The organism is Cyclobacterium sp. 10D3-21 (assembly GCF_055809755.1).
The window spans coordinates 4,202,835-4,227,295 of record NZ_CM147924.1 but is presented as its reverse complement, the minus strand read 5'-3'; the positions used below and the strand labels follow the sequence as shown (position 1 = coordinate 4,227,295).

The following is a 24,461-nucleotide window of genomic DNA, read 5'->3' as shown; positions in this document are numbered from 1 at the left end:
TTTTTTCTTATATACCTAATTCTAAACCAAATGAAATCAACTGGGTCTGAGGATATGTAGATGTATTATACTGTCCATGATTCTTTACATCATTGGAAAATTCAGGGTCCAGTCCGGAAAATTTGGTGAAGGTAAATAGGTTTTGACCAGACAAATATATTCTCAGGTGATCCATGCCAACCCGATTTAGAATTGATTCTGGAAAAGTATAACCAATCGATATATTTTTGATCTTCATGTAAGATCCATCCTCTACCAAATAAGTGGAGTAATACCGATAATTTTTACTAGGATCTTCAATGAAAGCGCCTGATCCTGATGGGTCGAAAAGTCCTAACCTTGGTTGATCCGTTAATCCATTTCCCAAGAAATAAGATGCATTAAAAATATCATAAGTTGATTGAAAGTCCTGCTGGAAATTTTGCTCAAAAGCTTTGACATCATTCATTACATCCCTTCCAGCAATACCTATTATGGTAGCATTCAAGTCAAAACTTTTCCATTCCAAGTATAAGTTAAAACCATATTGGAGTTTAGGCCACGGATTTCCAATTACTGTTCTGTCTTCTGCGGTAATCCGACCATCACCATCAAGATCACGGAACCTTAGATCTCCAGGTCCTGTATATTGATGATTATAGAATGCTGATTGACCTGCAAAATCGGATGCAGTCTGGTTCAATCCGTCAATCTCTTCCTGGCTCTGGATGATACCATCTGCAATAAAGCCGTATAATTGTCCTACCGGTTGACCATTTTCGGTAATAAAAGGCCTTGAATTTGAACTAAGGGGCCATGCGCCCCCGCTGTATATGTAGGCAGTTGGTAAACCCAGATCTAGAACCTTATTCTCATTATGTGATAGATTTCCTCCTATTGAAAACTTTAAATCACCCAAGGTATTTCGATATTGAGAACTTATTTCCCACCCTTTGTTCAATATACTTCCAATATTAACTGGCATCAAACTGGGATTGCTATTTACTCCTCCAATTCCTGAAGACAATGGAATTGATAAATTATAGATCATATCCTTAGTATTCCTCCAGTAGTAATCAGCATTGACTGTAACCTTACCATCGAGGATAGCAATGTCAATACCGATATCAGTGGAATGTATCTCTTCCCATTTAATATTTTCATTCACAACTCTTATGGAATTAAACCCTCCAATACTGCTTACTTCATCAAAACTATGCATGGTAACTTGCTGATAAGAAGGTTGATACAGGAAATTCCCAAGGGCACTGTCATTACCAAGTATACCCCAGCTGATTCGAGGCTTCAATAGGTCAAAGAAACTTGTATTGAAGAACCGCTCTTCATTTATTTTCCACCCTGCTGAAAGCGATGGGAATACACCCCATCTATTTTGTGGTCCAAACTTTGGAGACCCATCTCTCCTGACATTTGCAGTTAAAATATACTTACTGTCATACATATAATTTAACCTTCCAAATTGAGATAAAAAACTGCCATAGGAGAGTCCCCCACTTGCTGTCTTGTTATTATTAGTGGATAATGCAAATGACTCTGCTACCCTTACCGGAAATCCTGTTGCTTGTGAACTTAGGCTTGCACCATGAGAGTTTCTAACTTCATATCCGCCCATTATTTTAAAGTCGTGTTTTTCACCAAACACATGATCATAAGTCAATGTTGAATTTAATATATAGGACTCAGAATAATTCAAAGATTTACTGTAGTTTTCATTTGTTTGGGCTCTTCTCAGAAGGTTTGCTTCACTAAAATTATCGTCATATCCTGAACCAAACGAACCCGAACCTGTCGTTCTAAAATTTAGGCCAGGAGTAATTTCCCAATTCACATAAAAAATACTATTAACGGACAAATCCCGGCTTTTGTAATGTCGATATCCCAGTTCAGCAATAGGGTTTCCTCCTGAGAATTCAACTACAGGAGGTACAGCGGCGAAAGTGCCATCATCATTGTATACATCCATATAAGGTAAAGTTCTCCATGGTAATTCCATGGTATAGGGATCCTGTTGCATTTTGGCCAAATACAGTTGATGTCCAAGAGTGATATTTTTGGTAACTGCATAATCCGCATTTAGTCTGATTGAATACCTCTCCCAATAGTTGCCTTTTTGTATACCTTCTTCTTTTTCATACCCGCTAGACAGGTAATACTTTATCTTTTCACTTCCACCACTAAATGAAAGTAGATAGGACTGCTCAAGCCCTGTTTCAAATAATTCGTCAAACCAATTGGTATTTGGAAGGTTTGGGTCATCCCATAGATCGTAGTCATCTCCAATTCCGTTTCGTGCCCTTACGTAGTCATCAGTTTCTAACATTTTGTAAGAATTGGAAATTTGCCTTACACCAGTGTTTGATGTGAATTCAATCTTATTCTTCTGACCAAATGACCCTCTTTTTGTGGTCACCAGAACTACTCCACCCGCCGCTTGTGCACCATATATTGCTGCTGCGCTTGCATCCTTAATTATTTCAATTGATTCTACATCGCGAGGATTGAAGGTTGGCGAGTTTCCTGAAATAACACCATCTACAACAAAGAGAGGACTTAAACCATTTATAGACCCAACACCTCTTATTATTATCTCAGATCCAGAACCTGGCCTCCCACTACTTTTGTTAACCATAACACCTGCTACCCTTCCCTGGATTGATTCAGCAATTGATCTTACAGGCAGGCCTTTGATTTCTTCAGATCTAATTGAAGCAATTGATCCTGTCAAATCACTTTTTCTGACTGAACCATACCCTACAACTACTACCTCGTCCAAAGAAGCCATATCCTCAATTAAGATAACATCGATCACACTCTGGGTTCCAACCACAACCTTCTGAGTCTCGAAGCCTATAAAAGAAAACACGAGTGTAGACGTTTCTGGAACAGGTAATGAATATTTTCCCTCAATGTCTGTTGCTGTTCCTATTGAAGTGCCTGGGACTGACACCGTAACCCCAGGTATAGGCTCTCCATTTTTATCAGTCACTGTACCGTTGATGGTAATGGGATCGGGAGCGGAAATTACTGCTTCCTCTTGGCCCTCTCTTTTCAGTACATCTATTCCATGGTTTACCTGCCGGAAAGAAAGCTCCGTCTGAAGGGATACTTCCCTTAAAAAGTCAATTACCATCCCTTCCTTTTGGGAAAAGCTAATGTCTAAACTCCTTTCCATATCCCTGTTTTCAAAGGAAAACTTGAAAGGGGTCTGTCGCTGCACCTCTCTGAAAAACCGGTCAAGCGTCAATTGATCTGCCTTTAAAGTGACCCTAACCTCCTCTATGGTTTTATATTGGCCGTTGGCATTCAGGGCCATGACCAGATTTAGCATAAGGGTCTGCAATACGAAACCATAAAGAAAGCATTTGGACAACATAATGATTGTCTTTAGTAATTTATTTTTCATAATTTTACCTTGGTTTATTAAATATTCGATTTTGGTAAGCCCAGCCTGCCACGGTGCATTCCCCAATGATTGCCGTGGACAGGTTGCTTTTGTTGCCGTAGAGGAGCTCGCTTCTCTACGGCTTTTTTATGAAGTATCGGGGTATTTCATGTGATCAGAATTTAATAATTGCTTCCTTGCCCTTAATCTGATAATCAAAGCCCTTGATATAGGACATGCTTTCCAGTACTTCCTCAAGAGTTTGTTGAGGGTAGGTCCCCGTAAACTCCCAGGTAACCCCATTGGCATTTTGTAACTTGATGTTAGCCCCATACCATTCTTCAAGTGCTGCCTTTACTTGAGGCAAAGTGGCTTTATGGAATTGCAAAATCCCCTCTTTCCATGCCAATACTTTGGCAGGGTCGAATAAACCAATAGTATGGGTTCCATTGGAACCATCATAATCCAGCATTTCACCCGGTGACAAGGGTGTTTGGGTCTTGGAGGAGGATACTTCTACTTTTCCACTCACAAGTGACACCTTGATTTTCCCAGGGACTTTGGTGTTGATGTTAAAACTGGTGCCTAGAACGGTAGTCGTCAGGCCATCTGTATTCACTTTAAATGGCCGTAAACTATCCCTTTCCACCTCAAAATAAGCCTCTCCCATCAAATGAATGAACCGCTCACCACTTGAGAATTTTTGTGGAAACTCTACTTGGCTAGAGGAATTTAACCATACCTTGGTTCCATCCCCTAAGGTCAATTGCAATTTCTCACCCGGACCTGTACGCTTTATCACAGTGGTAGCTTCCTCCAACTTCTCTTCCACTAAAGAATTTACTTTGGTAATGGGGCCAAATAACGCTGCCATACCCAAGGTCAATAGGAGAATTGCAGCTACTCTGTTCATTTGCCCCAGGCCGTTCCACAAATACCGATACCCTCGTTTTTTTTTCTCTTTTTCATCGGCTATTGGTAGTTTACCCTTTTTTTTCCGTTGCCTAAGCACTTCCTGAAGCACCTCCTGCTTTAATCCCGCCGGTGAAAGGGTAGGTTTAAATGAGGTTCTAAGCAGCATCTCCCTTGCCAATCGCATGTTATGCAATTGCTCCGGATTCGCCCTACGCCACTGGTCCCAATAGGAATCCAGCTCCTTGTCAGGTTGCTTTACCCATCGTACAAACTCCGGGTGGGTTAAAAAGTCTTCTATATTGTTCAATGTTTTCACAGATAATTGAATAATTGGTGCTTTGTCTTTCTTTTAGATAATTATTGACGAACAGAAGTGGGCTAAATACATTTTCTAAGGTATCGAATGGCCTTATACATCAGGTTTCTGGTGGCCTGTTGACTTTCAAGCCCCATCATATCCTGAATCTGTCTGTATGTAAATCCCTCATAGAAACTGTAATAGATAATTTCCTTTTGCCTGGGACTCAGCCCGGCAACTGCAACATTCAACTTTGTAATTTTCTCATCACTCAATTGACGGTCTATCAGTTGGGCTTCATAAGAAAGGGTAAACTGGAAACCCAAAGGCAAGGCTTCAAGCGATTCTCTTTTACCAGGCCATTTGGCCAATTCTTTGATAAGTCTTCTTTTCAGACATTTGAAGAGGTAAAACTTTACGGCATCCGTGTGGCCAAGGTGTATTCTTCTTTCCCTAAGCTCCACAAATAAGTCCTGTAAGGCATCTTTTACCAAATTTGGATCTGCAACAATGCTGAATCCATAGGCATATAATAACTCAAAATACTTTTCGTAAATAAAGATGAAAGCGGATTCATTTCCCTGCCTGAACGCATCCCAGGCAGCAGTATCCGAAGAAAAAGGTGAACAGGTGAGGGAAGGATTTGGCTCTTCCTTGGTTAAGTAGGCCGTAGAGATTCTCTTTGCAGGCATTTTGGGTTATACTTTTTAGTTGACCATCATCATAAGATATGAAAAACTTATTCGAATGAAAACCTATATACGCGTACAAGATAACAATATACTATATGGGTTTTGAAGTATAAAGTAGAATAAAACATATATGTAACCTCTATATTTAAAAATCTTTTCACTAATTTTTATAAATTTCTGATAATCAGTTAGTTTATTTTTCATTTCCTTAACAAAAAAAGATAACCTCTCTTGGAAAGCGTGTTTTTTTATCTGTAGGCTATGCCTGAGAACCTCATTGTCAGAATAAGTCAACTAATTGAGAATAGGAAAAGCGTACAAGGAATTGCAAAAGAAGTATCTGTTGAAATTATTTAAATGCCTTAAGGGCCTGCCCAGAGTATTGTATGCGTTATTGCGAAAAAATAAATATTTTTTTTCGGGAATGAAGGATAACTTTTGGAGGTTCCTGTCTCCTTTAAATGAAACCCCTTGGTATGTGTAAGCGAGATTATAAAATAGCCGACTTTGTACTGGATCCAGAATTCCAAAAATGGGTGCTTTCTCCTGATGCCCAAACGAAAAATTATTGGGAAAAATACCTGCATGAAAACCCCAAAAAGGAGGAGGACATTGCTTTGGCCATGAGATTGGTGTTAAACATGTCAAGGAGGTCCTTTGAAATATCACCTACTAAAATTGAAGAAACGTGGGGTAATATTGAGCAAGCAATAGGCAATACAGTGGTCAAGGAGAAGCCCAAAAGCCCTGTTCCATTAAACGCTGTTAGTACAATTCTTCGCTTTAGAGCCAAAAAGGCTGAAGGCAAAAGGATCATTCCCCAATTTTACCGTTTAGTAGGGATTTTAGCCATTGTATTCTCAATGGCTATTATGGCCAATATTTATCTTCCTAATGAAAAAACTCCAGAGGTTGTGGAGAAAGTGGAAATGCTTGAACATTACGCTCCTCCGGGAGTAAAAGCCAACCTTACCCTGCAAGATGGTTCCAAAGTCATCCTTAATTCCGGAAGCACTTTAAAATACATTAATAATTTCGAAAGCAATCAGCGCATTTTGGAACTTACTGGTGAAGCCTATTTTGAAGTAGCAGAAGACAAAACCAGACCCTTTAGTGTGAAAACTGGTGCGGTAACTACCACAGCTCTTGGTACAACTTTCCTTATCTCTTCCTATAAAAACGAGCCTTTGGACATTGCTTTATTGACGGGCAAGGTGGCTGTTGATATTGACCTTATTAAGGAACAACGAATTAACCTTACTGAAGGAGAAGGACTTCAGATAGATTTAAGCAGTGAAAGTATTAAGAATGTATCCTTTGATCAAGACCAAATATTGGCATGGACAAGAAAGACCATCGTTTTTGATAAGGTGTCTATGTTTGAGATCAAGAGGGTACTTGAAAATTGGTACGGAGTAAAAATTACTTTTATTAACAGACCGTCAGTCGATTTGGAAATCTCAGGAAAGTTCAATGACCAGAGTCTGAAAAATGTATTGGTAGGACTAAGTCATTCAGCCAGATTTGATTACAAATTGGAAAAAGATAAAGTTACTTTAAAATTCAACTAGAAGAGTATGCCTATGTAAAGCCTCAAGTACATAAATTAAAAAAGGCCATAAATGTGTTACCATTTATGACCTTCAATGAAATCGAAAAAAGGACTGCAATCCTCTTTCCGAAAATGTTTATTTAAACGATTAGCCAAACAAACAATGTAAAGATATGAATAAACGACTACTTAAGCATGTTATCTACATGACCAAATTATTTACAATAGCCTTCACTATCCAGTGTTTGAGCATGAGTTTCCTAATGGCCTTCAATGGCAATGCCCAGGTGAAAAGCATAGAGGAAGTGCCAATATACCTTTCCCTCAAAGAAGTGAAGGTTGAAGAAGCCTTTAAACGCCTTGAAAAGCTAACGGAATACAATTTCGTATTTGCTTCAAGGGAGATCAAAAACGCGCAATTAATCAACGTTGATAGTAAAGGAGAAAGCCTTTACCATCTACTGGCAGCCATAGCTGCACAAACAGACCTAAGTTTCAAGCAAGTGAATGACAACATTCATGTAAAGAAAGCAGGTCATCAAAGGACTGTTGTTGATGCGATCTACGAGCAAGTTGAGGTAAACGGAACTGTCACAGATGAAAATGGTGATCCATTGCCAGGAGCAACGGTGACCATTGCAAACACGACGAAAGGTACGGTTACAGATTTAGATGGAAATTTCTCTATTCAAGTTGAAGAAGGCGCCACATTGGTGGTTTCTTTCATTGGTTATAAATCCAAAAGCTTAAAAATTGGCAATCAAACCCAATTTAACATCAACATGGAGCTTGACGATACAGCTCTCGATGAGGTCGTCGTTATAGGTTATGGAACAGTTAAAAAGAGTGATTTGACAGGTTCAGTTTCCAGTGTGAAAGCAGATGAAATCAATGCTTTTCCCACATCCAATGTGATGCAAGCCATTTCAGGTAGAGCTGCAGGCGTTCAGATCATTCAAAACAGTGGTGCTCCAGGTGCCGGTATAAGTGTTAGGATTCGTGGTACGAATTCCATTCAGGGAGGCAATGAACCGCTATATGTAGTGGATGGTTTTCCATTTTCAGGGAACCCTACAAATTTGAATAACTTCGATATAGAAAGTATTGAAGTGCTAAAAGATGCCTCTGCTACTGCCATATATGGTTCCAGAGGAGCCAATGGTGTTGTTTTGATTACCACCAAGCAGGGAAAAGAGGGTACTTCCAAAGTGGATTTTGAAACGAGTTATAGCATCCAATCCATTCGCAATACCTTGGATTTAATGAATGGAAGTGAATATGCTGAGATTCAAAATATCCAGGCGGCGAATGACAATATTCCTTTATACTTTACGGAACAGGAAGTAGCAGGTTTTGGTCAGGGGTTTGATTGGCAAAATTTGATTTTCACAGAAGCTCCAATATTGTCCACTTCCTTAAATGTCAGTGGAGGAACTGCCAAAACCAAATATTCCATTTCTGGAAGCTTTTTTGGTCAGGATGGAATTATTAAGGGAAGTGATTACGACAGGTACTCCCTTAGAGCAAATATCAACCATTCGATAAATGACAAAGTTTCCTTGCTTTTCACAAGTAACCTTACCCACCTAAAAACAGAAAGAAGAGACAGTGGTGGAGGTTCACGTGGAAATTCAATGATTGGTGCTGCATTGTCTGCTGCGCCTATCTCTCAACCTTATAATGAAGATGGCAGTTACAATGTCTTGGGCAATGAGTATCCCTTTATCGCTCCTGATATTGTCAATCCGCTAAATTTTCTCAATGAACAAATGAGTATTGTGAAGGCCAATATTGTCTTGACCAATATGGCGTTTGTTTATAAACCTATTCCAGACCTGACATTGAAAATTTCAGGAGGTATAGAAAACAGAGATGACAGAACTGATGCCTACACTTCTAGAAATTTCTTTAACTCTGCTGGAAGGGCAAGTGTGAACACAGGTCAGTTTAGGAGTCTTCTAAGTGAAAACACCCTTAGCTATGATAAAACTATCGGGAGCAAACACCAATTAAATGCGCTTCTTGGATTTACTTATCAAGATTTTACTGATACTTATCTTAGTGGAAGTGGCGTAGGATTCTTAAGTGATGCTTTTGAAACCTATAGCATCCAGGCAGCAGGAACTCCTGGGATTCCAAGTAGCGGGTATTCAAATTCAGTATTGATTTCCTATCTAAGTAGGGTCAATTATACGTTTGATGATCGATTTTTATTCACTGCTAGTTTTAGGACTGATGGCTCTTCCAAGTATAGTCCAGGCAATAAATGGGGTTTCTTCCCTTCAGGTGCCTTTGCTTATCGGGTATTCAAAGAATCCTTTGTTGAAAACAGTAGCTGGCTTTCAGATTTAAAGATTAGAACAAGTTGGGGACTTACAGGTAGTCAGGCAATTTCTCCCTATGCAACCTTAAACCAACTAAGTCCGGGAAATACAGTCTTTCAGAATAGTCTTCACAACACTTTTGCACCCAGTACAGTACTACCTGGCAATTTGAAATGGGAAACTACAGAACAAATTGACCTTGGCTTGGATTTTGGCTTTCTAGAGGATAGAATCATTTTTAATGCGGATTATTACATTAAGAACACGCGTGACTTGCTTAATACGGTAAGACTTCCAAGTTCCCTTGGCTTTACAACTACAATTCAAAATGTTGGTAAGGTTCAAAATAAAGGAGTGGAGTTGAGTTTAGATGCCAAAATTTTGACTGGTGACTTTAAATGGGATGTTTTTGGCAATGTGGCCTTTAACAAAAACAAGGTGATAAGCTTACACAACGGCGAAGATATTTTAGGCGCATATGTTAGTGTATTGGTAGTTGGAGACAATGTTACCATTTTAAGAGAAGGAAGGCCTATCGGTCAGTTTTGGGGCTACCAGGAAGATGGTTATGATGAAAGTGGAAACATCAATTTCGTGGATCAAGATGACAATGGCATCATCAATGACAATGATAAAACCTATATTGGAGATCCTAACCCTGATTTTATCTACGGGTTTAATTCCAGCATGAATTATAAAAACTTTGAGTTTAGTTTCTTTCTACAGGGATCCTTTGGAAATGATATTTTTAATGTAAGTTCTATTACTAGCACGATGGATTTTGGGCAAGGAATGAACATGCCAAAAGAAGTATTGTACGATCACTGGACACCTGATAATACGGATGCTAAATACCCCTTGATCAGCAGAAATACGGCTGTTAGGGTATCGGATAGGTTTATCGAGGATGGATCTTACCTAAGGTTTAAAAATATTCAGTTGGCCTACAATTTACCTGCAACCTTCCTGTCTAAAAAATCACTTAATAGTGCACAAGTTTATGTGAGTGCTCAAAATTTCATCACTTTGACTGGTTACTCCTGGTGGGATCCTGAAGTAAACTCAAGAGGTGCTGGTACTCAACTTGGAATAGACCATTACAGTTATCCTATTCCAAAATCCCTCACTATGGGTATAAGATTGGGTTTTTAAACCGGAAAATGAAAACGAGTATTCAACCTAAAGTGAAATAAAATGAAAAGGATAAAAACCATTCAATTATATATTCTTCCAGTATTCCTCCTAATGTTCACAAGTTGTGAGGAATTATTGCTAGAACAACCTAAAACTGTTGCAGTAGAAAATTTTTACAATACTGCAGAAGAAGTCGAGACCGCAGTGAACGCTATTTATTCTCCTTTGCGTTCAACCAGAGCAGAGCAAATCGCGATATTAGATGCACATACAGACTGGGGATATGGTAGAGGAAGTCGGGCACAATACAATGATTTTGCCGGGCTTAATGCTACCAATATCAATACAGCAGGGTCAAGGTGGAATTCTTTCTATCAGGCCATAAGAAATGCGAATCTGGTCATTTTCAATGCGCCTAATGGCAATAATATTAGTCAGGAAGATGTAAATTATTATATCGCCGAAGCTAAGTTTTTAAGAGCTTTGAGTTATTTTGATCTGGTAAGAAACTGGTCTGGTGTTCCTCTGAGAACAGAAGAAAACATGTTGGAAATTGATTTGCCTAGAAGTTCTGAATCTGAAGTATATGAATTGATCTTGTCAGATCTTGAATATGCTGAAATGCATCTAAATGCTACGGCCGATCTAATCGGAAGACCTACGGCCAATGCTGCTAAAACTTTGCTTGCTGATGTCCATATGTTTATGGGAAATTATGACCTGGCGATGGCAAAAAGCAAGGAAGTTATTGATTCAAATGATTATTCATTGGTAGCTATAGAAGAGGCCAATGACATTCGTACTGATCTTTTCGGTGCTGATTTGGTTACAACCACAGAAGAGGTGTTTTATTTTAAATATTCCAGAGAGATAGGACAGGGGAACTTCATGTTATTCATATTGAACCATCCAAGCACAGGTTATTTTAATTTTGGAGGTGCCTATGCGCATTATAGCGACGCTTCTAATCCATTTTATATCAATTGGGAGGATGGAGATTTAAGAAAAGAACTTTGGGACAAGGTGGATTTTGGTTTGGGCCCAAATACATTGGTAAGCAATAAATACATGGAGCTTGATGCCGTTGGAAGGAGTGATGGCGGAAATGATTTACCCATTTACAGGTATGCAGAAGTTCTTCTAATATTTGCAGAAACTTCAGTTAGAAATGCCAATGCTGTAACGCATGAAGCTTTAGAAGCATTGAATAAAATAAAAAGAAGAGCTTATGGTGTAGCAATTGATTCACCTTCGGAGGTTGATTATACTTTCTCTTCAGGTGAAATCACAGAATTCCTTGATGCCTTATTACAAGAAAGGGCTTACGAGTTTATCTTCGAAGGAAAGCGTTGGTTGGATTTAAAAAGAACAGGAAGAGCACAAGAAATGCTAACGAAAAACAAAGGTTTAACCATAGCGGAGGCACATTATTTATGGCCAATACCATTGTCAGAGTTAAACTTTAACGGTGCGATAGATCCTGATACAGATCAAAACCCAGGATACTAATTCTTACAGTAAATTAATTAATTAACCCGAATGATGCAGTTGCTACTTAATTAGCAAGTGAATGAATTTCTCAGGAATCCATTACACTTATTAATAATATAGCAGTTGCATGGTTCGGGTTTAATAAAAAAAAGGATTATGAAAAGAAGAGATATGATCGCCGCGATGGGAACACTTTCCCTGGGTGTGGCGGCTTCTCCCTTTGCCAAAGGGGATGTTTTAAAGGAACCCTATAAGGTTGTTCAAAAAAACATTACAACGGACGTTGTAGTAGTAGGAGGAGGTACAGCTGGTGCAGTGGCAGCGATTCAGGTTGGAAGAGCTGGTAAAAAAGTAACCCTTATTGAGTGTGTTAGCCAATTAGGTGGTACTACTACTACCGCAGGAGTGGCATTTCCGGGAATATTCTTTGCCTGGGGAAAGCAAATAATTAGTGGTATCGGTTGGGAAAATGTACAAGAAGCAGTAGAACTAAATGGAGATACGCTACCCAATTTTTCGATTCCTCATGGACGGCAACATTGGGAACATCAGGTGAGACTAAATGGTCTTTTGTTTTCTGTAATTCTAGAGCAAAAATGTGTAGAAGCTGGGGTTGATTTACGCTATTATGAAACGCCTACGAAAATAGAATTCAAGAATGGATTCTGGGAAATGGAGACCGTAGGTAAAGGTATTACTACCAAAATAAAATGCAAGCAAATTATCGATTGCTCAGGAAATGCAATTGCTGCAAATATTGCAGGGTTTGACTTGTTGAAAGAAGCTGAAACACAACCTGGAACGCTTATCTTTAGATTGGGTGGATATGACATGAAAGCCTTGGATTTGGAGATGATCAAAAAGGAATATGAAGCAGCGATAAACAGCGGAGAGTTGATAAGGGAGGAGTTTCGAGGAAATATTGTTCGCCTTTTAAGTTCCAAAGGGGATAATATTCAACATATCAGAGGAGCAGACTCTACAACTTCCGAATCACATACGGCCGCTAATATACATGCGAGAGGATCACTGTTAAAGCATCTGAAGTTTTTGAAAAGATTGCCAGGCTGTGAAAACATAGTGATAGAAGACATGCGAACAGAAATCGGTATCAGGGAAACCTATAGGATTGATGGTTTGTATAAAATCACGCACGAGGATTATACTTCAGGAAAAAAGTATAAAGATTCACTTTCCTATTCTTACTATCCGATAGATTTGCATATAATTGAACATGGTGTAAGCCCAAAACAATTGAGTGAAGGAGTAGTTGCTAGCATACCCTTGAGGGCATTGATTCCTAAAAACAGCACAAACTTTATGGTAGCAGGCAGGTGTTTGTCTAGCGATAGGCTAGCCAATTCTGCTCTAAGAGTCCAAGGGTCCAGCATGGCGATGGGACAGGTTGCCGGAGCTACAGCAGTGATTGCTTGCCAACGAAATGTGTCTCCCGCTGATGTTCCTTTGGATGAAGTGAGACAACTTTTAAGAAATCATGGTGCCATTGTTCCGACTGGCAAAGCTTAATTATTCAAATGGTTCAATGAACAAAACTATTAAGGAACATTTTTTATTAATTATTGCCGTGTTCTTAATTGGTATGGTTCCCGTTTCCAATACGGGAACCATACAATTTATCAATGACAAGACTTTGACCATAGAAGCGGTTGAAGTAGAAAAGAGACTTATTGATTTCGAAGAAGAGATTTCAATAGATACGCTTTATGGTCATTTGTCAGATAAAGGTGCTCCAGTATTTTTTTCACGGAATGTAGTGACAAGTGTTTGCTTTGATGACAAATGCAGGTTGCTGGATGTTATTCTTTATTGGAATCCTACAGGCAGGTATCTTGGTTTTGAATTGCCTGAAGAAGAGTACCTCAGTAAACATGACCACGAACCATTTACAGAAGAAGAGTACCTTAGGCTGAATGCTTTGTTAGCAGACCCCTTTCTTCCCCTTGGAGGTTATTCCTACAATGAGATTGTGATGGAAGGCTCCAAAGGCGCAAATTCTCAAAGCCAATACGTGGATGAAGAAATCGATGGAGTATCCAGTGCTACTTCTAAATTTATTCTCGACTATGTGGTAGAAGGTGCAGCCTACACGACCTATAAATTATATCACTTGATCTATGGTCCTACCAGCGGGCTTATTAAGCAATGGACTATTGGGAGTTTTGATTCCGATTATATCGGTCTTTTGCTAGCAAGTGAAAACCTTTCAGATGTATTGTGGACCTTGGAGCAATTGGAAGGAAAGCTTGATCTATATCCAGAGATAAGCCCATTGGTTTTTGATTTTATAAAAAGCAGTGAGTTTAGTCTTTCAGAAAAAGCCATTCAAACCATTAGCCCTCAAAATTTAGCTACCGAATCCTTCCAATCAAATCTAATTGCACTATTTCCACAAATGGACAGCGGGAGAAAGAAATGGATTTTGGAATTGTTCAAGGATGCGCCAATTGTTTATCCGGAAACAACTGCATTTTTCAATGAGGCTATCCTTGATTTAGAGGTTCCTTTAATTGTGTTACTCCTAGAGGTATATCAATATCAGAAAATGTACGATGCTGCCAGTCTGGAAAAAGTTCGTTTGTTGAGTAATTCGGATAACAACTATTTGGCCCAAAAAGCAAAGCAGTTTTTAAAAAACGTTCCGAAACCATAGCATTATCATTTCACATTTGAATTTTCTCAATGAGTAAAAAGAAACCAATAAGCTGAGTATTCTGTATTCACGCTATTCCCCATATAAGCGCACTTTTATTTCCACTTTATTATTCTTTAATGTCCAAGCAGGAACCCTTAACTCAATTCTTTTTAGATTTTCAATGTGCCTATCCAATTCGAGTGGAGCTGGATACAGAGAGATGACGGACAAGCTAATCTCTGGATGTGACAATTTTTCTAATCTGAGGCTTTTCCCGTCCTGAGTCAAAACAGCTCCACCATCTACAAGCTCAATATTGGCCTGCGTCATAAGTTGCCAAGTGATCAATTTTGTAGCATCGTTGGTTTCTATTTGGTCTTCGATTACAATTGATTTGGGGCTATCTTTTGTAAATTTTCTTCTAGCGCTTTTGAGTTGTCCTGCAAATGTCGGTGTAAGGTCAAAAGTGGCTTCGGGGTTTTCTCCTCCTTTAAAGTCAACAATGGTAGCCAAACCATCTACCACATGTCGCTTATTATCCACTGAGATGGTACTATGTCCAAAATTATTCTTGGTAAGTAATTTCCATCGGTCACATTCCTGACAACTATTCCATAAATCAAATCCGGCCCTTGCCAATAACCCATAGCTTTGGTTGCCCGGATCAATTACCCATCGAACGCCGCCCAATTCAAAAATGAAAGAGCCGGCATCCATATTTCCATGGCTTATCGAACCTCGACCTCCTTTTCCTCCAAAATAAAATCCTTCTTTATTATCCCCCTGCCCAGTGAAAATCACAAGAGGGTTTGCTCCTTCACCCTTCCATGCACTTGGAATAAATCCTGATTCCTTTTCTTCAAATTGTGCCGTCCAAACCAAACCGGCTCCTGCCAGACGTGAGATTTTCCCTATCTCCTCAGGTGTTTGAATGAATCTTTCATGGTTCAAATAGTTTTTATCTCCTGTTTTGGAGGCAAACCAACTTAAGGTGAAATCGGTATAGAGCTCTGGTATTGCTGGACTATCAGCATAATTGTATAAGAGTTTGGAAGGGGCTGCGGTTAAAAGGCCGAAATTAGCACTCTCTTTAAAGCCCGGATAGGAACCTATTCCAAAATCTGTTCCAAATGCACTCTCAAGCATGGCCGCAGTCACTACTGAAAACATAGTACCATAACCCCAATAAGTTGGACCTTCAGGATAAGCACCATCCGGTGCATATTCTTCAAGCGCATGGTTCATACCTGCGATTGACCTTTTTATCGTTTTTGCTGCCAATGCTGGGTTTTCTTCTGCAATAGCAATGGATGCTGCAATCATACCTGCATTGCAAACTTGATTCCAGTTATTGGTTCCATTGACCCATTTAGGGGTCTCTCCATTTTCAGGCCAGCTGGGCATAATTCCCTTTTCTATTAAAGACTCCTTCGCCAAAGAGATGGTAGATTTGGGTAATTTTCCTGCGGTCCAATCTATCGCCAAGGCAATAGCCAACGACATTTCACCGACATCGAGAAAATGCTTTGGGTTCCAAGTAGGGAAATTACAAGCAGCAAGTACTTCTTCATTTAACCTTTGCAAAATTTCCGGATCCTTTTCAACTAAATAGACCATTCCCAATATATTGATTCGATAGAGGAAATCTCTAGAAATACGGAGTTGGTTTTTTTGTGATCGGGGATTATCAGGAATTTCAACCGTAATTAAATCCATAGCCAATACCGATTCAGCATTGTACTTGATCGCTTGAAAAATATGCTGAATAAAAGGATCGGATTGAAGCTTTTCTCTTAGCCTTTTTTCAGTTGTTTGATTTAAAACTAATCTAGGTTGGGCTTTCTGAAGATTCTTTTTCAGATACGGTACCGATATAGGGTTATTAAGTTGATACGATTGATTAGCATTGTTTTGTGACAGCTGAGCATAAGCCAGGTCGCTCCTTAATGTTACCATAAGAAGGCTTGTTATAAACAACAATTGATGTAAATATTTCAAGACAGTTATGCTTAAATAGTTGTATAATTCAAGAAAGATTCCTTACCCAGAAAGGAATCATATAAACTTTAATAAGATTGAACGGATAGCCTCACCTTACTATTGATTTTAAATACTATTCGATATCCCCAAAAAACTCCTCCAAATCCAGTTTAAACCCTTGGATCACCTTTGACTCTGCCACATCTCCGGAGGTAAGCAAAAGGGAGGGGACGTATTTTCCGTTAGTAAGACTATAGATTAACAAATCCTGGGTTTCAGCATGTATGATCCAATATTCCCGGACTCCATTGGACTCATAAAGCTTAAACTTATGCTTCAATTCGGTTTTACTGTTGCTGGGAAAAAGAATTTCCACAATCAAGTCTGGTGCTCCAATGCAGCCCCGGTCATCCAATTTTTCTCGATCACAAATCACACAGATATCTGGCTGAACCACATCGTGGATTTGATGATCTTCTTTGGATGTTTTTGGAAAACGCACATCGAAGGGAGCGGAATAAACCTGGCAATTTTTACCTTTCAGAAAATTGCCAATTCTGAGAAAAAGCTCTCCCGACACCTTTTGATGAATCCTTTTCGGTGTGGCCGCAGCTTTTTTAAAAACCCTACCTTTGATCAGTTCGACCACTTCCTCCATAGGCCATGTAAGGTAATCGGCATAGGAATAGTTGCCGTAATCCAAATCCGGTTCTTTGACATTATCCGGTTTTTTAACTTCCATACTTTAAATATACTGATTTTAGCCCTACTTAAGATTAAAAGAGATTTGAAAAGCTGAAATACTCATGTTATTTTGTGGTATTATCTATGTTCGTGGAATTGACCTTGCAGTTGAATACCATCGGTAAAATGATCTAACCGTTAGGGTTTTAGTGATTAAGTGAAGTGTTCATTGGGTTACATCTCCCTAAAATATCAATGCTAACCTATTCTTTAGTTAGGATTAAATTTAAGTTCTAACGATATCCTATTACCTTTTATTTTGAAAAAGATTCATCATGATTAGCAGAAGAAAAGTAATAAATATTTTATCAAGCCTGCCATTTGGCAGTCTGTTTTTAGGAGCACTTTTGGGTACAAATAGTGCCAGGTCAATGCCTACCACTACTCTGTCCCAAAGTAAAAAGGCTCTTGGCAAAAGCATATATGACTCGATAGGAGTACGCCCACTGATTAATGCCCGGGGCACTGTTACTGTCGTTGGTGCAACTAGGGTCCTGCCGGAAGTACAGGTCGCGATGGACGAAGCGGTGAAGGACTTTGTTCAAATTGATGAACTGATGAATGGAGTAGGGCTTCGCCTAGCAGATATAACAGGGGCGGAATGGGGCGTGGTGTCTTCAGGTGCATCCGCTGCAATATCTATTGCGACAGCCGGTTGTGTGACAGGAGGCGACCCTGATAAGATTTGGCAAATCCCCAATCTGGATGGAATGAAGGATGAAGTGATTATTCCTTCTTATTCTCGATCGGCCTATGATGCTGCAGCAAAGGCGGTGGGAGTGAGAATGGTAGAGGTGAATAGCCCCGAAGAATTAAAAGCTGCCTTGGGTCCCCGAACAGCTATGATTATGGTTATGGCCAGTGGTGCATCTGAGGACGGGCCTCTCTCGCTGAAAATAATCGCTGCTCTTGCCAAGCCACTTAAAGTGCCAATCCTTGTGGATGCAGCGGCTGAAGGACTAGAAGTCCCGAATCCACATATAACCCAAGGGGCGGATATGGTTGCCTATAGTGGAGGTAAATATTTGCGAGGTCCACAATGTGCTGGCCTGCTTATTGGACGCAAAGATTTTGTCCAAGCTTCTTGGATCACTAGTGCGCCCCACCACGGCTTTGGACGTGGGTTTAAGGTGGGTCGTGAGGAGATAATGGGGATGCTGACAGCGGTAGAAATGTGGAAAAAACGGGATCATGCCGAAGAGTGGAGGATGTGGATTTCTTGGGCCAATTACATCTCCCATCGTTTGGAGCAGGTTCCTGGGGTGAAGACAGAGATTATTCTCCCAAAAGGAAGATCTAATCGATCACCTTCTCTTCATGTAAAATGGGATATTTCTTTAATTCCACTCACAGGAGAAGATATTGAAGAACTTTTGTGGGAAAACAATCCCCGAATTGCTGTCAGCGGTGCTGGGAGTTACCTTCCTTTCCCTCCAAATATGGAGCCTAACATACGGATTAACCCCTCCCAACTTACGGCAGGCGAGGAGAAGGTAATTGCCAAAAGCGTTTATGAGTTTCTTTCCAATCCACCTCAGATGCAAAAGCCTAGTGGTCCTGCTGCATTTAACTTAAGTGGCCTTTGGGACCTAGAGATACAATTCGTCGCAAGCATTGTGAACCAAACTTTCATGTTTGAACAAAAAGGAAATGAAATTTTTGGTACCCACCATGCTAGTTTCGGACCTCGTGAGCTAACAGGTACGCTTCATGGCAATGATATTTTGATTCGAAGTTCCTATACTAGCCAAGGAGTACGCCTTAATTTCCAATTTACAGGTGTAGTTAGTAACGATAATATGGACGGTATATTGAGTTTGGGTGAATACGGCAGGGCAGAATGGAAGGCGAAACGCAGACACTATTAAACCCAGTAGTTTCCTAACAAATGGTTAAAAGAATTTGATCCAGTGAATGAAAAAAATTGAAAAATGATTGTTGCTGTTTCTGAAGGATAAGAGTCAAAGTAGCACCCAATACCCAGACGAATTTAGCTAAAAAGATAATGGATATAAAAGGATTATATATTTTCCCAGGTTTTGTAGCTTTCAATACCCATAATAATCATGGAGTTAATCCCCATTCAGAGTATAGCAATGGACTTAATGGTCCAATATGGTTGCATTCACTTTTCGCTCTGTTGCTACAATAAATCTGGGCACCCTTACAATACATCAAAAACAATCTATTGGCTTCCTCCTGACCCTCATCTCTTATAGGGGAAGTCAGCGAACAATGGTGGACAAAGCTTGATGTTCTTTCTGGCTTGTCCCGCATTGCAAATGCCTGTGAACTCGTTTCACAATGGATTCCAAGGGATGTAGAAAAATGCTACACCCAGTCTACGGTAGGTAAAGCGTACGCTGGATGATTTCGCAACTTCTTCCTGATATTTTCAACGAATTTCCCTATGAAAAAATCCTCATTCCAAGGCTTAGGGAGGACTTTTGGTGAATCTTAGGTAAGTTCAGGTGACCACAATAGGTATGGCTTGTACCTACCCGGCAGGACCGGTCATTTCTGTTTTCGAAACATATATCCTAATAAATTTAATATTAATATATGATCCTAATAAATTCACAAATTGGCTAAAAAGATAGTTGATCCATTTGTTAAATTTATTTTTTAGTTATATCTTAGGATTGTATTTTACGTTTACTAACTGACTCACTATGAAGCAATTTTACAAATACAATGGATAAATCCTGGAAAGTTTTTTTCTATTGATAATTAACTGAATAGATGAAAAATCATGGTTTTATGGCAAAAAACATATTGATTGCGTTTCAACAATAAATTCATTAAGAATGTTACCTAAAATTAAATTATCATTAATTGGGACCTTTTTGTTCGTACTTACTTTAGGCTTAGACGGAAACTCCCAAATCGAATCCGAAGCGGTATCCGCCAAAAATGCAGTTTATCTTGAGGTAGGTGGAAATGCAGGTTGGTATAGCTTAAATTATGATCGTATTTTTTATCAAAAAGGTATGTTAAAGCTGTCGGGTAGGGCTGGTTTTTCGCTGTGGCGCCACAATACATCAGCGCAGCCTTACAATACATCAAAAACTATCTATTGGCTTCCTTCGGTACCATTGGAATTTTCAGCTTTACTTGGCAAGTCCAAACATCACTTGGAAATAGGCACAGGAATAACTCCCCATTTATCAGTAACTGTTAGAAGGCATCCAGATTTTTTAAGAAGTAGTGATAAAGTGTATTTGAATGCATTTATACCATTAAGATTGGGATACAGGTACCAGAAACCTGAAGGGGGATACTTCTTTAGGGTTGCTTATACTCCGGTATTCGAGCTTCCTATATTAGAAGGAAATAATTTTTTATTTAACCCGATTTTTGCCGGGATAAGTTTCGGGAAGAGTTTTTAAGCAAAGTAATCTGGTTGAATACAAAGTTTGGCCTCCTTCTGTCCCTCAGTTTCCTATAGGGAAAGTTAGCAAACAATGGTGGACAAAGTTTGATGTTCTTTCTGGCTTGTCCGGCATTGCAAATGCCTGTGAACTCGTTTCATAATGAATACCAGGGGATGTAGAAAAATGCTACACCCAGTCTACGGTAGGTAAAGCGTACGCTGGATGATTTTGCAACTTTTCTCTGATAATTTCAACGAATTTTCCCCATGAAAAAATCGTCATCCCAAGGCTTAAGAAGGACTTTTTGTGATCCTTAAGCTACTTCAGGTGACCACAATAGGTAGGGCTTGTGCCAGCCCGACAGACGGGTCATTTCAAGTGCTATATTTAAGCGATGAATCTTCTAAACTTATTCAACAAATAAACTTTTGTTTTATTGTTTAAAACGTCGCCCATAAATACACTTAATTTTTTTATGTCAAACTTCAAATGACTAAATTAGTAATTAATCATTTATACTTTAGAAAAATGAAAATAAGTGTTGTTGCGCTCACATTTTTTATTCTTTTTGGATGCTCAGAAGTGAAGGATGAAAATTACCTGTTTAGATCCATTGACCCGACTGTTTCACACTTGGATTTCACCAATGAATTAAAAGAAACCAATAACCTGAGTATTCTCTATTATCTCTATTTCTACAATGGGGGAGGAGTAGCTATAGGGGATCTCAACAATGATGGTCTCCAGGATGTATTTTTCACCGGAAATCAAGTTCCCAATAAATTATTTTTAAACAAAGGGAATATGGAATTCGAGGACATCACGGAAAATGCTGTAGTTGCTGGTTTTTCTGATTGGAATACTGGCGTAACACTGGCCGATGTTAATGGTGACGGAAATCTTGATATTTATGTTTGTGCAGTAGTAGGAATCCACGGGTTGAAGGGTAAGAATGAATTGTTTATAAACAATGGTGACCTCACTTTCAGCGAAAAAGGGGAGGAATTCGGTTTGGATTTTCAAAATTATTCTACAATGGCTTCTTTTTTTGATTATGACAATGATGGAGACCTGGACATGTACTTGTTAAACCATTCTGTACATACTGATAATTCTTATGGTCCGGCGGCGATAAGACATAAGCGCACTGAGGAAAGTGGTGATAAGTTGCTAAGAAATGAAGGTGGGAAATTCATTGATGTAAGTCAGGAAGCAGGAATTTTTGGTGGGGCCAATGGCTATGGACTTGGGTTGGCAACTGCGGATTTTAACAATGATGGATTTACTGATCTTTATATAAGCAACGATTTTCATGAAGACGATTATTACTATATCAACAATGGAGACGGGACTTTTACCGAGCAACTGAAGGATAAATTCAGCCAGGTAAGCAGGTTTTCTATGGGGAATGACGCTGTGGACATCAACCAAGATGGCTTTGTAGATATTATCACCTTGGATATGCTACCTGAAGATGAAAAGGTGCTCAAATCATCAATGAGTGATGATCCCATTTATACGCATGACCTGAAAATAGAACGCCTCAATTATCATCCCCAATACGCGCGTAATATGTTGCAAATTAACCGTGGTGGAGAATACTTTCAGGAAGTCGCTTTGTACAGTGGTATCTCAGCTACTGATTGGAGTTGGAGTCCTCTATTTGCAGATTTTGATTTGGATGGAAAGCAGGATTTATTCATTTCTACAGGGATTTCGCGAAGACCCAATGACCATGATTACATCAATTATATATCTAGCGAAGAAGTAGAACAAAAATTCAACGCTTCAAACCGTTTAGATCAGGAAGCGTTAAATAAAATGCCTTCAGGGAAAGTAAAGAACTATATTTTTAAAGGGGAAGAAAACCTACAGTATTCAGATCAGTCTGGCAACTGGATTTCTGATTACCCAAATTTATCAACAGGAGCTGCATGGGCAGATCTGGACAATGATGGAGATTTGGATCTGGTTACCAACAATCTCAATGAACCAGCAACCTTGTACCAGAACAATTTGGATGGAAATTCAGCTTATTTAAAAATCAAGGTAGATTTCATTGCTCCAAATACTTTTGGGATTGGCACCAAAGTGATGACTTGGCATCAGGGTAAGATGCAAATGAAACAGTTGTTTACTTCAAGAGGTTTTCAATCCTCTTCAGAACCTTTGATCCATTTTGGTTACGGCAATATTCAACAAGTAGATTCTATGCTGGTGATATGGCCAGACAATACAATTGAAAAAAAATACGACATAACAGTGAATCAAACACTGGAGCTGAGCCCATCAGAAAACCGCCAAAAGGTAGATTATTTAGAAATCTTCCCCAAATCCAAAACTTGGTTCCAAAAAGTCGGGACTTTATCGGGATTGGATTATAAACACCAAGAAAACAGGTTTATAGATTTCAATCACCAACGGCTTATTCCCTATAAAACTTCTGATCGTGGACCTGCAGTTGTGGTCAAAGACCTTGATGGCAATGGTAGCGATGATATTTTCTTTGGAGGAGCGAAATCGCAGCCTGCAAAGGTTTTTCTTCAAACTGATAATGGATTTATTGAGAAACAAATCGATTCAATTGCCAAAGATTCTCTTCGTGAAGATGTCTCGGCAATAATAGAAGACCTGAATAATGACGGTAAAAAAGACCTATTCATTGTCTCCTCAGGTGGTGAGCTTTCTGAACAAAATGAGGCTTTGTTGGATAGGCTGTTTATCAATGAAGACAAGGGTTTTAAAAAACAGGCCCTTCCTCCTTATTTTGAGAATGGTGCTGTAGTAAAAGCGCATGATTATAACAAAGATGGAAATATAGACCTCTTTGTAGGTAGTGGGGCTGTTGCAAATGATTTTGGACAGCTTCCAAAATCTTATCTCCTGAACAATAAAAACGGCTCGTTTGAGATTGTTGATAACAAAACACTGGAAAATGTAGGGATGGTTACAGATGCTGTCTGGACAGATTTTGATGGTGATGGGTGGGTTGATCTAATCGTAGTGGGGGAGTGGATGACTCCCAAGTTTTTTAAAAATCATGAAGGAATTTTAAAAGACATTACCGAAGAAATGGTTGATCAAAAGTTAACAGGTTTATGGCAATCCATCATTCCGTTTGATATCAATGGGGATGGTGAACTGGATTATTTATTGGGGAATTGGGGGCTTAACAGCAAATTTACTTCGAAAGAAGATTTCCCATTGAAGATGTATTATGCGGATTTTGATGAAAATGGAAATACAGAAACAATTGTAGCCTATGAAAAGGACGGCGAATACTATACAGTTGCAGGACTGGATGAACTGAGCAACCAAATGCGTTTTCTTAAAAGAAAGTTTACTTCGTATAAAGATTTCGCTGGCAAACCCTTGGAGGAGCTATTTGACGAAGAGCAGTTGGAAAATGCCACCCTTTTGACAGTAAATAATCTGGCATCCGGATACCTATTGAATGCTGGGGGTAAGTTTACTTTTGAAGCTTTTGATGCCTCTTTACAGGTAGCTCCTTTGACGGCCTTTTTAAAATTCGATTTTGATGGAGATGGAAAGGAAGAAGTCATGGCAGGTGGGAATTATTTTGGTGTGTCCCCATATCATGGACGCCTTGGAAGTCTTTCAGGAAATATAATTACTTCCGAAGGAAAAATAATAGAAGGAAACCAGCTTGGTTTAAATTTTAGCCAAAAAGCTGTAAGGGGTTTAGACATAATTAATATCAAAGGTGCCTACTATCTCATGGTAACATTCAACAATGAAAAACCAGATTTCTATATACTAAGACAGGCAAATCAAATCCAAAAATAGCCTAGATATAATTGGTCTACTGCCTTACCTCTGCCTTCGACAGGCTCAGGCACCGGTAGTTCGGATGCCCAACAGTCTCAGGCAACGGTAATAGATTAATGAAGTTTATACTTTA

Annotated in this window: 13 protein-coding genes; 8 read left to right on the top strand and 5 right to left on the bottom strand. The window is 39.2% G+C overall.

Annotation, left to right across the window (positions count from 1 at the left end; genetic code table 11):
* Positions 1–7 precede the first annotated feature (7 nt).
* From AC0L7T_RS16610 to AC0L7T_RS16600, 3 genes are all read right to left on the bottom strand, one after another.
* Positions 8–3,403, bottom strand: a complete 3,396-nt coding sequence (locus tag AC0L7T_RS16610) for a SusC/RagA family TonB-linked outer membrane protein (RefSeq protein WP_473336704.1) — start codon at positions 3,401–3,403, stop codon at positions 8–10.
* 154 nt (positions 3,404–3,557) lie between these two features.
* Entirely contained in the window at positions 3,558–4,613 is a 1,056-nt protein-coding gene (locus AC0L7T_RS16605) for a FecR family protein (protein WP_473336702.1), read from the bottom strand.
* Between the two features lie 62 nt (positions 4,614–4,675).
* A complete protein-coding gene (locus AC0L7T_RS16600; protein WP_473336700.1) occupies positions 4,676–5,287 on the bottom strand; it encodes an RNA polymerase sigma factor in 612 nt (203 codons plus the stop codon).
* A gap of 476 nt (positions 5,288–5,763) precedes the next feature.
* On the opposite strand from AC0L7T_RS16600, the gene AC0L7T_RS16595 reads away from it, so the two are divergent.
* The 5 genes from AC0L7T_RS16595 (at position 5,764) to AC0L7T_RS16575 (ending at position 14,459) form a co-directional block, all read left to right on the top strand.
* A complete protein-coding gene (locus AC0L7T_RS16595; RefSeq protein ID WP_473336698.1) occupies positions 5,764–6,858 on the top strand; it encodes a FecR family protein in 1,095 nt (364 codons plus the stop codon).
* Positions 6,859–7,012: 154 nt separating this feature from the next.
* Positions 7,013–10,315 carry a SusC/RagA family TonB-linked outer membrane protein gene (locus AC0L7T_RS16590; RefSeq protein WP_473336696.1) on the top strand — a complete coding sequence of 1,101 codons (3,303 nt, stop codon included), beginning with the start codon at positions 7,013–7,015 and terminating at the stop codon, positions 10,313–10,315.
* 42 nt (positions 10,316–10,357) lie between these two features.
* Positions 10,358–11,806 (top strand): RagB/SusD family nutrient uptake outer membrane protein, encoded by a 1,449-nt coding sequence (locus AC0L7T_RS16585; RefSeq protein ID WP_473336694.1) that lies wholly within the window; start codon positions 10,358–10,360, stop codon positions 11,804–11,806.
* Positions 11,807–11,944: 138 nt separating this feature from the next.
* A complete protein-coding gene (locus AC0L7T_RS16580; RefSeq protein WP_473336692.1) occupies positions 11,945–13,315 on the top strand; it encodes an FAD-dependent oxidoreductase in 1,371 nt (456 codons plus the stop codon).
* 16 nt (positions 13,316–13,331) lie between these two features.
* On the top strand, positions 13,332–14,459 hold the full coding sequence (locus tag AC0L7T_RS16575; RefSeq protein WP_473336691.1) for a hypothetical protein: 1,128 nt from the start codon (positions 13,332–13,334) through the stop codon (positions 14,457–14,459).
* Between the two features lie 72 nt (positions 14,460–14,531).
* Here the strand turns inward: AC0L7T_RS16575 and AC0L7T_RS16570 are convergent, their stop codons facing one another.
* Both AC0L7T_RS16570 and AC0L7T_RS16565 read right to left on the bottom strand, forming a co-directional pair.
* Entirely contained in the window at positions 14,532–16,397 is a 1,866-nt protein-coding gene (locus AC0L7T_RS16570; RefSeq protein WP_473336689.1) for a heparinase II/III domain-containing protein, read from the bottom strand.
* 157 nt (positions 16,398–16,554) lie between these two features.
* Positions 16,555–17,163 carry a Uma2 family endonuclease gene (locus AC0L7T_RS16565; RefSeq protein WP_473336687.1) on the bottom strand — a complete coding sequence of 203 codons (609 nt, stop codon included), beginning with the start codon at positions 17,161–17,163 and terminating at the stop codon, positions 16,555–16,557.
* A gap of 277 nt (positions 17,164–17,440) precedes the next feature.
* Between AC0L7T_RS16565 and AC0L7T_RS16560 the strand changes: the two genes are divergently transcribed.
* The 3 genes from AC0L7T_RS16560 (at position 17,441) to AC0L7T_RS16550 (ending at position 24,346) form a co-directional block, all read left to right on the top strand.
* Positions 17,441–19,033, top strand: coding sequence for an aminotransferase class V-fold PLP-dependent enzyme (locus AC0L7T_RS16560; RefSeq protein ID WP_473336685.1), 1,593 nt, complete (start codon positions 17,441–17,443; stop codon positions 19,031–19,033).
* Positions 19,034–19,972: 939 nt separating this feature from the next.
* On the top strand, positions 19,973–20,554 hold the full coding sequence (locus AC0L7T_RS16555; RefSeq protein WP_473336683.1) for a hypothetical protein: 582 nt from the start codon (positions 19,973–19,975) through the stop codon (positions 20,552–20,554).
* 513 nt (positions 20,555–21,067) lie between these two features.
* Positions 21,068–24,346: a VCBS repeat-containing protein gene (locus AC0L7T_RS16550; protein WP_473336681.1), complete on the top strand. Its 3,279-nt coding sequence runs from the start codon at positions 21,068–21,070 to the stop codon at positions 24,344–24,346.
* Positions 24,347–24,461 lie beyond the last annotated feature (115 nt).

Excerpts from the sequence above, each read along its gene's own strand:
- AC0L7T_RS16610 (WP_473336704.1), bottom strand. The coding sequence starts at position 3,403 with ATGAAAAATAAATTACTAAAGACAATCATTATGTTGTCCAAATGCTTT.
- AC0L7T_RS16600 (WP_473336700.1), bottom strand. The coding sequence starts at position 5,287 with ATGCCTGCAAAGAGAATCTCTACGGCCTACTTAACCAAGGAAGAGCCA.
- AC0L7T_RS16595 (WP_473336698.1), top strand. The coding sequence starts at position 5,764 with ATGTGTAAGCGAGATTATAAAATAGCCGACTTTGTACTGGATCCAGAA.
- AC0L7T_RS16590 (WP_473336696.1), top strand. The coding sequence starts at position 7,013 with ATGAATAAACGACTACTTAAGCATGTTATCTACATGACCAAATTATTT.
- AC0L7T_RS16585 (WP_473336694.1), top strand. The coding sequence starts at position 10,358 with ATGAAAAGGATAAAAACCATTCAATTATATATTCTTCCAGTATTCCTC.
- AC0L7T_RS16580 (WP_473336692.1), top strand. The coding sequence starts at position 11,945 with ATGAAAAGAAGAGATATGATCGCCGCGATGGGAACACTTTCCCTGGGT.
- AC0L7T_RS16575 (WP_473336691.1), top strand. The coding sequence starts at position 13,332 with ATGAACAAAACTATTAAGGAACATTTTTTATTAATTATTGCCGTGTTC.
- AC0L7T_RS16570 (WP_473336689.1), bottom strand. The coding sequence starts at position 16,397 with ATGGTAACATTAAGGAGCGACCTGGCTTATGCTCAGCTGTCACAAAAC.
- AC0L7T_RS16565 (WP_473336687.1), bottom strand. The coding sequence starts at position 17,163 with ATGGAAGTTAAAAAACCGGATAATGTCAAAGAACCGGATTTGGATTAC.
- AC0L7T_RS16560 (WP_473336685.1), top strand. The coding sequence starts at position 17,441 with ATGATTAGCAGAAGAAAAGTAATAAATATTTTATCAAGCCTGCCATTT.
- AC0L7T_RS16555 (WP_473336683.1), top strand. The coding sequence starts at position 19,973 with ATGTTACCTAAAATTAAATTATCATTAATTGGGACCTTTTTGTTCGTA.
- AC0L7T_RS16550 (WP_473336681.1), top strand. The coding sequence starts at position 21,068 with ATGAAAATAAGTGTTGTTGCGCTCACATTTTTTATTCTTTTTGGATGC.